This is a genomic window from Pseudomonas sp. SH10-3B, from assembly GCF_019891415.1.
GTDB lineage: Bacteria > Pseudomonadota > Gammaproteobacteria > Pseudomonadales > Pseudomonadaceae > Aquipseudomonas.
Map to the genome: position 1 here is coordinate 50,213 of NZ_JAFLXD010000020.1, position 13,257 is coordinate 63,469.

Genomic DNA, 13,257 nt, shown 5'->3' on the forward strand with positions numbered 1-13,257 from the left:
AGAGGGTGCATTTATGTCCCAAGAATACGACTACATCATTGTGGGTGCCGGCTCCGCCGGTAACACCCTGGCGACCCGTCTGACCGAAGACGAAGGCGTCACCGTCCTGCTGCTGGAAGCCGGTGGTCCCGACTACCGTCTCGACTTCCGTACCCAAATGCCCGCCGCCCTGGCCTTCCCGCTGCAAGGCCGCCGCTACAACTGGGCCTACGAAACCGATCCAGAGCCACACATGGACGGTCGCCGGATGGAATGCGGGCGCGGCAAGGGCCTGGGTGGCTCTTCGCTGATCAACGGCATGTGCTACATCCGTGGCAACGCCATGGACTACGACAACTGGTCGAAGCTGCCAGGTCTGGAAGACTGGAGCTACCTGGATTGCCTGCCGTATTTCCGCAAGGCCGAAACCCGCGACATCGGCCCGAACGACTGGCACGGCGGCGATGGCCCGGTCAGCGTGACCACGCCTAAAGCCGGCAACAACCCGCTGTTCCACGCCATGGTTGAAGCGGGCGTGCAGGCCGGTTACCCGCGCACCGAAGACTTGAACGGCTACCAGCAGGAAGGCTTCGGCCCGATGGACCGTACCGTCACGCCGAACGGCCGTCGCGCCAGCACCGCGCGCGGTTACCTGGACACGGCCAAGAAGCGTTCGACCCTGACCATCGTCACCCACGCCCTCACCGACAAAGTGTTGTTCGAAGGCAAGCGTGCCGTGGGCGTGCGTTACCTGATCGGTGCCGCCGAAGAGCGCGTTGAAGCCCGTGCGCGTAAAGAAGTGCTGGTGTGCAGCGGTGCAATCGCTTCGCCGCAACTGCTGCAACGCTCCGGCGTGGGCCCGGCCAAACTGCTGGAAAGCCTCGACATCCCAGTGGTCCACGACCTGCCTGGCGTCGGCGAAAACCTGCAGGACCACCTTGAGCTGTACCTGCAATATGCGTGCACTCAGCCAGTGTCGCTGTACCCGTCGCTGCTCTGGTACAACCAGCCGGCCATCGGTGCCGAGTGGCTGTTCAACGGCACCGGCATCGGCGCCAGCAACCAGTTCGAAGCGGGCGGTTTTATCCGTACCCGTGAAGAATTCGAATGGCCGAACATCCAGTACCACTTCCTGCCGGTAGCGATTAACTACAACGGCAGCAACGGTGTGAAAGAGCATGGTTTCCAGGCGCACATGGGCTCCATGCGCTCGCCAAGCCGTGGCCGCGTGCAACTGAAGTCGAAGAATCCACGGGACTACCCGAGCATCCTCTTCAACTACATGGCCACCGAGCAGGACTGGCAGGAATTCCGCGACGGCATCCGCCTGACCCGTGAAATCATGCAACAGCCGGCACTGGACCCGTACCGTGGCCGCGAAATCAGCCCGGGCATCGAGGTGCAAACCGATGAGCAGTTGGACAAGTTCATCCGCGAGCACGCCGAAACCGCGTTCCACCCGTCCTGCTCGTGCAAAATGGGCGACGACGAGATGGCCGTGGTCGATGGCGAAGGCCGCGTGCATGGCATGCAGGGTCTGCGCGTAGTCGATGCGTCGATCATGCCGATCATCACCACCGGCAACCTGAACGCGCCGACGATCATGATCGCCGAGAAAATCGCCGACAAGATCCGTGGCCGCCAGCCGCTGCCGCGCAGCATCGCCGACTACTACGTGGCGGGCGATGCGCCGGTGCGTGGCAAGCCGTTGCGTGAAGTGGGGCCGACTGCGCAGTAACCCATTCCCTGTGGCGAGCGGGCTTGCCCCGCGTTGGGCTGCGCAGCGGCCCCAAAAATCTTGGGAGCGCTACGCACTCCAACGCGGGGCAAGCCCGCTCGCCACAGGGGCACTTGCCACAAAGAATCACCTCTCCTTGATCAGCCCCCAGCCCAGGCCTACTCTGTTTGCCTGCCCGCGCTGAGCCGCCCACAAGGAAGGCCCCATGTTCGACCACCACGCCACACTCAAAAAGCATTTCAGTGCCCTGCGCACCACCGCCGAGTTCTTCTCCCTGCGCTACGTGCGCGAATCCGGCCAGTACCTGTCGGTGCGCAAGAACGTCGCCGAACCGCCCCACCTGAACCACGACGAAGGCGTCATGCTCACCGTGCGTGTCAACGGTGCAGAAGCCTACGCCGCCACCCACGATATTTCCCTCGCCGGCCTGCAAGCCGCCCTTGAGCGCGCCGAACAGCAAGCCCGCTTGATAAAACCCCATGCCCTGCTCGACTTGCGCGACCAACAGGTGTCCAGCGACGTCGCCGACTACCTGTCGCCCAATATTGAGCAAGCCTTCCCGTCCCTGAGCGACTGCTACCAACTGCTCGGCGATGAGTCCTCTGCGGTGCCCCAGGACGAGCGCCTGGTGAACTGGGAAGTCAGCCTCGGCCTGACCCACGTCGAGCAGATCTACCTCAACAGCGCCGGCGCCGAACTGCGCCAGGCCCAGCGGTTTGTGTTCCCTGGCATCAATGTCACCGCCTACGACGGCAACGACAGCCAGTCGCGCACCCTCGGCGGCAGCAACTTCGGCCAGCAAGGCGGGTTTGACGTGATCAGCCGCTTCGGCCTGGTCGGCGCCGCGCCGCGCATTGCCGACGAAGCCCTGCAACTGCTGTTGGCGCCAAACACGCCCCAGGGCCCGCGCGACCTGCTGCTGATGCCCGACCAGATGATCCTGCAGATCCACGAGTCCATCGGCCACCCGCTGGAACTCGACCGCATCCTCGGCGACGAGCGCAATTACGCCGGCACCAGTTTTGTGAAGGCCAGCGACTTCGGCCAGCTGCAATACGGTTCCAAGCTGTTGAACGTGACGTTCGACCCGGACATTCCCGAGCAACTGGCCAGCTACGGCCATGACGACGACGGCACCGCGGCCAGCAAACAATTCCTGATCCGCGAAGGGCTGCTGCTCAAGCCGCTGGGTGGGGCGTTGTCGCAGTTCCGCGCCGGCATGGGCGGCGTGGCCAACAGCCGCGCCAGCAGCTGGAACCGTCCGCCGATCGACCGCATGGCCAACCTGAATATCGAAGCCGGTGACAAGAGCCTGGCGCAACTGATTGGCGGCATCGAAAGCGGCATCCTGATGTCGACCAACCGTTCGTGGTCCATCGACGATGCGCGCAACAAGTTCCAGTTCGGCTGCGAGTGGGGCCAGTTGATTGAAAACGGCGAACTCAAGGGCGTGGTCAAAAACCCTAACTACCGGGCGATTTCCGCGCAGTTCTGGCGCAACCTCAGCGCCGTGGGCGACGCCAGTACCTTCAAGGTATTGGGCACGCCGAACTGCGGCAAGGGCGAGCCCAACCAGGTGATCCGCGTCGGCCATGCGTCGCCGGCCTGTGTGTTCAGCAACGTTGACGTATTTGGGGGAGATGCCTGATGAACAACTTCAAGGCATTGGTGCAGTGGCTCAAGCAGGCCATCACCGACAAGGAACAATTTCACCTGGGCTACGCGGCAGAATCGTCGGAGTTCGTGCGCTTCAACCACGCCAAGGTGCGTCAGGCCGGGCAGGTGCAGCAGGCCAGCCTCACCCTCAAGCTGATCAACGATGGCCGCCATGCCGACCTCGGCATCACCCTGGCCGGCGAGCCCGAGTTGGATCGTCAGCGTCTCGCCGACGGTCTGCAGCAACTGCGCGAAACCCTGCCGCTGCTGCCGCATGACCCGTACCTGTTGCTCAACCACAACGCCTGGCAAAGCCACAACGAACAGGCCCGCCCCCTGCCCGACCTGGCCCAGGTACTGGAAGAAATCAGCCAGGCGGCCGATGGCGTCGACCTGGTCGGCTTCTATGCCGCCGGTCCGATCAGCCGGGGCTTTGCCAGTTCGGACGGCGCGTTTGGCTGGCATCAGGCCAATAGCTTCAACTTCGATTTCAGCCTGTTCCACGCCAATGGCGAGGCGGTAAAAGCCAGCTACGCCGGCGACGCCTGGGACAGCGCCGAGTTCGCCCGGCGCTTCCAGCTCGCCCGTGAACAGCTGGAGTTCCTCGGCCGCCCGCTGCACCCATTGGCGCCCGGACAATACCGCGCCTACCTCGCCCCGGCGGCGCTGGAAGAAATCCTCAGCATCATCACCTGGGGTGGTTTTTCCGCCCAGGCCATCGCCAGCAAAGGCAGCTCGTTGCAACGGCTGTATGCCGGTGAACAGTCCCTGAGCGCGCTGGTAACGGTGAAAGAACACATCACCGACTCCCTGAGCCAGGCGTTCTCCAGCGAAGGCTACCCGCGCAGTGACGTCACGCTGATCAACGCCGGCCAGGCCGAAGGCCAACTGGTGAACTCGCGCAGCGCCGCCGAATATGGCCTCAGCGCCAACGGCGCCAGCGGCGATGAGTCACCGAGCGCCTTGCAGATTGCGGCGGGCACCCTGGCCCAGGCCGATATCCTCAAGCAACTGGGCACCGGGCTCTACATCAGTAACCTGTGGTACCTGAACTACTCCGACCTGCCCGCCGCACGCCTGACCGGAATGACGCGCTTCGCCACGTTCTGGGTGGAAGACGGCGAGATCAAGGCGCCGGTCAGCACCATGCGTTTTGATGACAGCGTCTACCAGTTGCTCGGGTCGCAATTGGAAGCGCTGACGGCTGAGCGCGAACTGCTGCTGTCGGCCAGCACCTACAGTCAGCGCAATACCGCGTCCAACCTGTTGCCGGGTGCCCTGGTCAAACGCCTGACCCTGACCCTGTAAATACAAAACCCGTGTGGGAGGGCGGCTTGCCCCCTCCCGCATTGTCTTGCGCTGATTTCAGACAGCTCGGTTTCGGCCCGTCCTACGGTAAATTCTCTTCCTCCCAGTCTGCACGGGCAGCTTGTTGTCGCCTGCAAAAAACCTCGTTATAACGGTTAGTGGCACCACGCCACCTCACCCACGAGAGCACGACCTTGTCCGGGAAGGACAAGCTGGAGCGTTGACATGAACCATGGAAGTTTTGTCATAGAAAAGCTGTTCAAGCACTACAACGTTCATGTTGAGCAACTAGGAAACGATTCGCAAAAGAAGACCGTCTTGATGGTCAACGGCGCACTGTCCACCACCCGCTCATTCGCCCGCACCAGTAAATGCCTGGCCGAGCATTTCAATGTGCTGTTGTTCGATCTGCCCTTCTCGGGCTATTCCCGCGAACACAACACCGACCTCGACCTGGTGACCAAGGATGACGAGGTGCAAATCCTGCGCGCCCTGGTCGAGCGCTTCCAGGTCAATCACCTGGTCTCGGCCTCATGGGGCGGCATCTCCACGCTGCTGACCCTGGCGCACAACCCGCCATCCATCGAAAGCTCAGTGGTGATGGCCCTGGCGCCCAACCTCAACCAGGCGATGCTCGACTATGTGGAGCGCGTGCGGGTGCTGATCGAGGCCGATGACAAATCCGCCGTCGGGCACCTGCTCAACGAGACCGTCGGCCAATACCTGTCGCCGCGCCTCAAGCGTAATAACCATCGGCACCTGTCGAACATGGCCACCACCGAGTACCGCCAGGCGCGCTTTCATATCCATCAGGTGCTGGCATTGGGCGATGGCAACTACCTGCCGGCACTGCAAAAGATCGAAACCCCGGTGCACTTTCTCAACGGCGCACTGGATGGATACACCCCCGCCGCGGATGCCCAACTGTTCAAGCACTACGTCGACCGCAGCAGCTTTGCCGTGGCCGAACACACCGGGCATTTACTGGACCTGGAGTCCCGCGAGGCGGCTTTGGCGGTGCACCGTGCGTTGTTGGATTTCCTGGTGGGAGAGCACGCGAACTTGTCGGATTTAGACGAACCGCCAGTGGGAAAAGGAGCGACGAATGGCGCATAATCGCCGACACATAGCCGGCTAACAAAAAGGTACCCCATGCCAGATCGTGCCCCTCTCGATGCCAAGACCGCCCGCTGGCTCCCCTGGGTGGTAGCGATTGCCTTCTTCATGCAATCGCTGGATGGGACGATTCTCAACACCGCACTGCCGGCGATGGCGCGGGATCTGGCAGAGAACCCACTGCGCATGCAAGGGGTGGTGATCGCTTATATGCTCACCGTCGCCTTGCTGATCCCGGCCTCGGGCTGGATCGCCGACCGCTTCGGCACCAAGAAAATCTTCTTCGGCGCGATCATGCTGTTCAGCATCGGCTCCTTGCTGTGTGCGCTGTCCAGTACCCTGACCATGCTGGTGGGCGCGCGGGTCATCCAGGGCCTTGGCGGTGCACTGATGCTGCCGGTCGGCCGACTCGTGGTGCTACGCGCTTACCCTCGCTCCGAGCTGGTGCGGATCATGGGTTTCATTACTATCCCCGGCCTGCTCGGCCCCTTGCTCGGCCCGACCATGGGCGGCTGGATGGTGCAGTACCTGACGTGGCACTGGATCTTCCTGATCAACCTGCCGGTGGGCATGATCGGTTGCTATGCCGTGTGGAAATTCATCCCCGACCTGCGCGGCAGCGAACGTACGCGCTTCGATGGCATCGGTTTCCTGCTGTTCGGCGCGGCGATGGTGCTGATCACCATTGCCATGGAAGGCCTGGGTGAACTGCACCTGCCGCACCTGCGGGTGATGTTGCTGCTGTTCGGCGGGTTGGCGTGCCTCGCGGCGTATTGGCTGCGCGCCGGGCATATCGATAATCCGCTGTTTTCGCCGGCACTGTTCAAGACCCGCACCTTTGCCGTGGGCATCCTCGGCAACCTGTTCGCGCGCCTGGGCAGCGGCGCATTGCCGTTCCTGGTGCCGTTGCTGCTGCAAGTGGCCCTGGGGTATTCGCCGTCCCAGGCCGGCATGAGCATGCTGCCCCTGGCGGCGGCGGCAATGTTTGCCAAGTCCATCGCCCGGCCGCTGATCGAGCGTGTGGGCTACCGCATCGTGCTGACCGGCAACACCCTGGCGCTGGGTATCATGCTGGCGAGCATGGGCCTGGTCAGCGAGCAGACGCCCTACCCGCTGCTGCTGGCCATGCTGGCGGTGCTGGGGGCAATCAACTCGCTGCAATTTACCGCGATGAACACCGTCACCCTGATCGATCTCGACGACGCCCAGGCCAGCAGCGGCAACAGTTTGCTGTCGGTGGTGGCGCAACTGTCCCTGAGCCTGGGGGTGGCCTGCGCCGGTGCGCTGCTCGGCGGGTTTACCGCCGAATCGGGCAACGACGGCGTGAGCACGGTGCTCGGCGCGTTCCAGCTGACCTTCCTCACCGTGGGCATCATGGCGATGCTGGCGGCGGCGATCTTCCTGCAACTGTCGCCCCAAGACGGCAAACGGGCGGCCAGCCCGGAGCAGCATATCGAGCATTAACGGGCGTCTCGTCTAGAACTTGCGGGGAAATTCCCACAGGGCTGGTACACTGCGCGACATTTTGTTTTGCAGAGCCAGTCCCGTGACTACCATCGCCACCGCTTTTAATACTTTGCCCCTGTCCGCCGCCATGCTGGCTAACCTCGACTCACTGGGTTATGTCGAGATGACGCAGATCCAGGCGCAAAGCTTGCCGGTGATCCTCAAGGGGCTGGACCTGATTGCCCAGGCCAAGACCGGCAGCGGCAAGACCGCTGCGTTCGGCATCGGCCTGCTGAACCCGATCAACCCGCGCTACTTCGGCTGCCAGGCCCTGGTGATGTGTCCGACCCGTGAGCTGGCCGACCAGGTCGCCAAGGAAATCCGCCGCCTGGCCCGCGCCGAAGACAACATCAAGGTCCTGACCCTGTGCGGCGGCGTGTCCCTCGGCCCGCAGATCGCCTCCCTGGAGCACGGCGCCCACGTGATCGTCGGCACCCCGGGCCGTATCCAGCAACACTTGCGTAAAGGCTCGCTGGTGCTGGACGGCTTGAACACCCTGATCCTCGACGAAGCCGACCGCATGCTCGACATGGGCTTCTACGACGCCATCGAAGACATCATCAGCAAGACCCCGCCGCGCCGCCAGACTCTGCTGTTCTCGGCCACCTACCCGGTGAGCATCAAGCAGCTGGCCTCGAAGTTCATGCGCGCGCCGCAGCAAGTGAAGGCCGAAGCGTTCCACTCCGACGATCAGATCGAACAACGTTTCTACGAGATCTCCCCGGAAGAGCGCATGGACGCCGTGACCAAGGTGCTGGCGCATTTCCGCCCGGCCTCCTGCGTGGCGTTCTGCTTCACCAAGCAGCAAGTGCAGGAAACCGTGGATCACCTGACGGCCAAGGGCATCTCCGCTGTCGGCCTGCATGGCGACCTGGAACAGCGCGACCGTGACCAGGTATTGGCGATGTTCGCCAACCGCAGCACCTCGGTGCTGGTGGCCACCGACGTCGCCGCCCGCGGCCTGGACATTGACGCGCTGGACATGGTGATCAACGTCGAACTGGCCCGCGACTCGGAAATCCACATCCACCGCGTGGGCCGTACCGGTCGCGCCGGCGAGACCGGCATCGCCATCAGCCTGGTGGCGCCGTCCGAAGCACACCGCGCCCAAGCCATCGAGCAACTGCAGAAGTCGCCGCTGAACTGGGACCAACTGGATAACCTCAAGCCGCAAAGCGGTGGTCCGCTGCTGCCGGTGATGAGCACCCTGTGCATCGCTGCTGGCCGTAAAGACAAAGTGCGTCCGGGCGACATCCTGGGTGCATTGACCGGCGAAGCCGGCATCCCGGGTGCCCAGGTCGGCAAGATCGCGATCTTCGACTTCCAGGCCTTCGTGGCCGTGGAACGCGGCATCGCCAAGCAGGCGTTGCAGCGTTTGAACGACGGCAAGATCAAAGGCCGTTCGTTGCGTGTGCGGATCCTGTAACACGACCTCCAACCTATATGGAGATCCAATGTGGGAGGGGGCTTGCCCCCTCCCACATTAACTGCATTCCAATTCAGAATTTGTATGGGGACATTGCTGTGCGCTCGACCGAAGTTGTGATCATTGGCGCCGGCGCCGCAGGCCTGATGTGTGCACTGACCGCCGCAGGGCGTGGGCGCAAGGTGATGTTGATCGACCACGCGAACAAGGCCGGCAAAAAGATCCTGATGTCCGGCGGTGGCCGCTGCAATTTCACCAATATGTACACCGAGCCCGCCAACTTCCTCTCGCACAACGCGCACTTCTGCAAGTCGGCCCTGGCCCGCTATACCCAGTGGGACTTTATCGGGCTGGTGGCCAAGCACGGTGTGCCGTACCACGAGAAGAAACTCGGCCAACTGTTCTGCGATAACAAATCCAGTGACATCCTCGGCATGCTGCTGGACGAGTGCATCCAGACCGGCGTGAGCCTGCACCTGGACACCTCGATTGAAGAAATCGCCAAGGTCGACGGCGGCTACCAGTTGCAGACCACCTTGGGTGAACTGCGCTGCGAATCCCTGGTGATCGCCACTGGCGGCCTGTCGATCCCGACCCTGGGCGCCACCGGTTTTGGCTATCAAGTGGCCAGGCAGTTCGGCCACGAGCTGTTACCGACCCGCGCCGGGCTGGTGCCGTTCACCATCACCGACCAGCTCAAGGAGTTGTGCGGCGAGTTGTCCGGTACCTCGGTGGATTGCCTGGTCAGCTGCAACGGCCAGAGCTTTCGCGAGAACATCCTGTTTACCCATCGCGGCCTCAGCGGCCCGGCGATTCTGCAGATTTCCTCCTACTGGGAGTCCGGCGACACGGTGGAGATCAACCTGCTGCCCGACCACGACGCCCACACCTGGCTGCAACAGCAACAGGTCGAGCGCCCCAACAGCGAGCTGAAAACCCTGCTGGGTGAAATCTTCACCAAGAAGATGGCCAACCTGCTGGCGGACACCTGGTTCGCGTCCAAGCCGATGAAGCAATACACCCACGCCGAAGTGGCCGACATCGCGCAAAAACTGTCGAGCTGGCAGCTGGTGCCTGCCGGCACCGAAGGCTACCGCACGGCTGAGGTGACCTTGGGCGGGGTGGATACGCGGGAAGTCTCGTCCAAGACCATGGAATCGCTGAAAAGCCCAGGCTTGTACTTTATTGGCGAAGTGCTGGATGTGACCGGGCACCTGGGCGGGTTTAACTTCCAGTGGGCCTGGGCGTCGGGTTATGCGGCCGCGCAGTTTGTTTGACACGACGCAGTAAAAAATGTGGGAGGGGGCTTGCTCCCGATAGCGGTGTATCAGTGATAGATGTTCTGACTGACACACTGCAATCGGGAGCAAGCCCCCTCCCACATTTGATTTACGGTATGCCTGGGAATAATTTGCTGCCAGATGTGATCACCACCCTTGCCGTGGCGTCACTGATGGCTCAATTTAGCGGCATCGTCCCGGAAGACTCCAGACTTCATGTCATCGACCTCGTTCAAGCAGTCCATGCGGCGCCTGTGGGCGCTGGATAAATTCAGCTACAGCATTCGGGTGTTCATCGCCCTCACCGGCAGCATGGCGCTGTGCTGGTATCAGGATGAAATGACGCTGCTGATCCCGCTGTTCCTGGGGATTATCGCCAGCGCCCTGGCCGAGACCGACGACAGCTGGCAAGGCCGCCTCAACGCCCTGGCGGTGACGCTGGTGTGTTTCAGCATCGCCGCGCTGTCGGTGGAGCTGCTGTTCCCCTACCCCTGGATTTTCGCCATCTCCCTGGCCCTGGCAACGTTCTGCCTGACCATGCTCGGCGCCTTGGGCGAACGTTATGGCGCGATTGCCTCGGCCACCTTGATCCTGTCGGTCTACACCATGATCGGCGTAGACCAGCGCGGGGGCGCCGTCAGCGACTTCTGGCATGAGCCGTTGCTGCTGGTGGCCGGTGCCGCCTGGTATGGCGCGTTGTCGGTGCTGTGGCAGGCGCTGTTCTCCAATCAGCCGGTGCAGCAGAGCCTGGCGCGGTTGTTCCGCGAACTGGGGCGTTACCTCAAGCTCAAATCATCGTTATTCGAACCGATTCGCCAACTGGACGTGGAAGCTCGTCGCCTGGAACTGGCCCAGCAAAATGGCCGGGTGGTGGCGGCGCTGAATGCGGCGAAGGAAATCATCCTGCACCGCGTCGGCAATGGCCGGCCGGGGTCGAAGGTCAGTCGCTACCTCAAGCTGTACTTCCTGGCCCAGGACATCCACGAACGCGCCAGCTCGTCCCACTACCCTTACAACGCCCTGGCCGATGCGTTCTTCCACAGCGATGTGCTGTTCCGCTGCCAACGCCTGCTACGCCAGCAAGGCAAGGCCTGCCAGGCCCTGGCCGAGTCGATCCAGCTGCGCCAGCCATTCATCTATGACGACAGCTTCGCCGAAGCCCTCAGCGACTTGAATGCCTCCCTGGAACACCTGCGCGTCCAAAGCAACCCGGCCTGGCGCGGCCTGCTGCGTTCGTTGCGGGCGCTGGCAGCCAACCTGTCCACCCTCGACCGCCTGCTCGGCGACGCCAGCAATCCCGATGCCCTGGCCGACGCCACCGACAGCAACCTGCTGGACCGCGCCCCGCGCAACCTGAAGGAAATGTGGACGCGCCTGCGCACGCAACTGACGCCGACGTCGCTGCTGTTTCGCCATGCGCTGCGCCTGTCCCTGGCGCTGACCGTCGGCTACGGCATGCTGCATGCGATCCACGCCTCCCAGGGTTACTGGATCATCCTCACCACATTATTTGTCTGCCAACCGAACTACGGCGCTACCCGGCGCAAGCTCGGCCAGCGGATCATCGGCACCGCCATCGGCCTCACCGTGGCGTGGGCGCTGTTCGACCTGTTCCCCAGCCCCCTGGTGCAATCGATGTTCGCCATCGCCGCCGGGCTGGTGTTCTTTATCAACCGCACCACCCGCTACACCCTGGCCACGGCGGCGATCACCTTGATGGTGCTGTTCTGCTTCAACCAGGTGGGCGATGGCTACGGGCTGTTCCTGCCACGCCTGTTCGATACCCTGCTCGGCAGTTTGATTGCAGGCCTGGCGGTCTTCCTGTTCCTGCCGGACTGGCAAGGTCGGCGCCTGAACAAAGTGCTGGCCAACACCCTGACCTGCAACAGCATCTACCTGCGCCAGATCATGCAGCAATACGCCGCCGGCAAGAGCGACGACCTGGCCTACCGTCTGGCCCGACGCAATGCCCACAACGCCGATGCGGCGCTGTCCACCACCTTGGCGAATATGCTGATGGAACCTGGGCATTTCCGTAAGGAAGCGGATGTGGGCTTCCGCTTCCTGGTGCTGTCGCACACCTTGCTCAGCTACCTCTCGGGGCTCGGTGCACACCGCGAAACCCAGCTGCCGGCCGAGGTGCGCGAGCATTTGATCGATGGTGCCGGTAACAGCCTGGCGGCGAGCATTGATGAAATCGCCACGGGGCTGGCGAACAAGCAGCCGATTGCGATTCAGAGCGATGCCGAGGAGGCCTTGGCGGCAGATCTGGAGCAGATGCCGGATGAGATTGATGAAGGGCAGCGATTGGTGCAGACACAGTTGGCGTTGATCTGTCGGCAGTTGGGGCCGTTGCGCACCTTGGCGGCGCATTTGATCAAAGATACCAGCGCGGCTTAGGCTTGCTCCCGATGAGGCCCGCACAGGCACTACATGCCATGGGCCTTCATCAACCGCGCATAACTGCCATCCGCCTTCATCCTGGCAATCTCGCGGTCAAAACCGGCAACGATCTGCGCATGCTCAGGGTGCTTCAGGCTGACCAGAATATGCAGGCTGTTTTCGCTCAGCGGCGTGGGTAAGAATTCCACCGCATTGCGCACCCGCGCCGACTCGCGCGAAAGGTAATAGCGCGCCACATACTCATCCTCCACCGTCAACCGCACCCGCTGCGCCGCCAGCATGCGCACGGCCATGGCGAAGTTATGCACCGGGATTTTCTGCAACTGCGCATCCCCATCGAACGGCGCCGAATAGGCATAACCGCGCACCACCGCAATGGGATAGTCGTGCAACTGTTCCAGGTTCTGAAATTCAATGGGATCGTCACGGCGCTTGATGAAACGCACGCGATTAAGTAGGTATTCACCGGAGAACTGCCCCAAATGCGTACGAGCCTCGTCGTACCAGGCGTTGATCAATACGTCATAGCGCCCGTCGCCCACGCCCATCAACGCGCGAGCCCAGGGCACTTGCTCGAAGTCACTGGCATAGCCCGCACGGGCCAGGGCGGTACTGACGATGTCGGTGGCCAAGCCACCATTGATCAAGGTGGCATCGGTAAAGGGCGGCCAGGCATCCGCGACCAGGCGCAGACGCTGTGCAAACACAGGCGTTGCCAGCAACAACACTCCAATCAAAGCAACGGCACGAGACAATCGCGGCATGCTCAAAGTCCTTGGCGGGCAGGCGGTGGCCTTAGCTCAGGCAGCGCCTGAGGTTCTAACATTAGCTCAGATTACACAAAG

At 62.5% G+C, this 13,257-nt stretch carries 9 protein-coding genes; 8 read left to right on the top strand and 1 reads right to left on the bottom strand.

The window, feature by feature from the left end:
• Positions 1–13 precede the first annotated feature (13 nt).
• The 8 genes from betA to yccS all read left to right on the top strand — a co-directional run bounded on the left by betA (position 14) and on the right by yccS (position 12,409).
• Positions 14–1,717, top strand: a complete 1,704-nt coding sequence (betA, locus tag J1G35_RS16440) for a choline dehydrogenase (RefSeq protein ID WP_223015460.1) — start codon at positions 14–16, stop codon at positions 1,715–1,717.
• A gap of 205 nt (positions 1,718–1,922) precedes the next feature.
• Positions 1,923–3,365, top strand: a complete 1,443-nt coding sequence (locus J1G35_RS16445; protein WP_223015461.1) for a TldD/PmbA family protein — start codon at positions 1,923–1,925, stop codon at positions 3,363–3,365.
• Positions 3,365–4,681, top strand: coding sequence for a TldD/PmbA family protein (locus tag J1G35_RS16450; protein WP_223015462.1), 1,317 nt, complete (start codon positions 3,365–3,367; stop codon positions 4,679–4,681). Before J1G35_RS16445 ends, J1G35_RS16450 begins: the two co-directional genes overlap by 1 nt.
• Before the next feature lie 225 nt (positions 4,682–4,906).
• Positions 4,907–5,797, top strand: coding sequence for an alpha/beta hydrolase (locus tag J1G35_RS16455; RefSeq protein ID WP_223015463.1), 891 nt, complete (start codon positions 4,907–4,909; stop codon positions 5,795–5,797).
• A 36-nt stretch (positions 5,798–5,833) separates the two neighbouring features.
• Positions 5,834–7,261: a multidrug transporter subunit MdtD gene (gene mdtD, locus J1G35_RS16460; RefSeq protein ID WP_053128100.1), complete on the top strand. Its 1,428-nt coding sequence runs from the start codon at positions 5,834–5,836 to the stop codon at positions 7,259–7,261.
• Positions 7,262–7,391: 130 nt separating this feature from the next.
• The gene (gene dbpA / locus J1G35_RS16465) at positions 7,392–8,729 is read left to right on the top strand and encodes an ATP-dependent RNA helicase DbpA (RefSeq protein WP_235865629.1); all 1,338 of its coding nucleotides are present in this window, start codon (positions 7,392–7,394) and stop codon (positions 8,727–8,729) included.
• A gap of 92 nt (positions 8,730–8,821) precedes the next feature.
• Complete coding sequence (locus J1G35_RS16470; RefSeq protein ID WP_223015487.1) at positions 8,822–10,006, top strand: NAD(P)/FAD-dependent oxidoreductase; 1,185 nt, start codon at positions 8,822–8,824, stop codon at positions 10,004–10,006.
• Positions 10,007–10,225: 219 nt separating this feature from the next.
• Positions 10,226–12,409, top strand: a complete 2,184-nt coding sequence (gene yccS / locus J1G35_RS16475) for a YccS family putative transporter (protein ID WP_053128096.1) — start codon at positions 10,226–10,228, stop codon at positions 12,407–12,409.
• Between the two features lie 29 nt (positions 12,410–12,438).
• On the opposite strand, the gene J1G35_RS16480 is transcribed toward yccS, so the two are convergent.
• Positions 12,439–13,176, bottom strand: a complete 738-nt coding sequence (locus tag J1G35_RS16480) for a transporter substrate-binding domain-containing protein (RefSeq protein WP_223015464.1) — start codon at positions 13,174–13,176, stop codon at positions 12,439–12,441.
• Positions 13,177–13,257: the final 81 nt, after the last annotated feature.

Bases quoted from the DNA above. Each gene is read 5' to 3' on its own strand.
- mdtD (WP_053128100.1), top strand. From the start codon at position 5,834: ATGCCAGATCGTGCCCCTCTCGATGCCAAGACCGCCCGCTGGCTCCCC.
- betA (WP_223015460.1), top strand. From the start codon at position 14: ATGTCCCAAGAATACGACTACATCATTGTGGGTGCCGGCTCCGCCGGT.
- yccS (WP_053128096.1), top strand. From the start codon at position 10,226: ATGTCATCGACCTCGTTCAAGCAGTCCATGCGGCGCCTGTGGGCGCTG.
- J1G35_RS16445 (WP_223015461.1), top strand. From the start codon at position 1,923: ATGTTCGACCACCACGCCACACTCAAAAAGCATTTCAGTGCCCTGCGC.
- J1G35_RS16480 (WP_223015464.1), bottom strand. From the start codon at position 13,176: ATGCCGCGATTGTCTCGTGCCGTTGCTTTGATTGGAGTGTTGTTGCTG.
- J1G35_RS16450 (WP_223015462.1), top strand. From the start codon at position 3,365: ATGAACAACTTCAAGGCATTGGTGCAGTGGCTCAAGCAGGCCATCACC.
- dbpA (WP_235865629.1), top strand. From the start codon at position 7,392: ATGCTGGCTAACCTCGACTCACTGGGTTATGTCGAGATGACGCAGATC.
- J1G35_RS16455 (WP_223015463.1), top strand. From the start codon at position 4,907: ATGAACCATGGAAGTTTTGTCATAGAAAAGCTGTTCAAGCACTACAAC.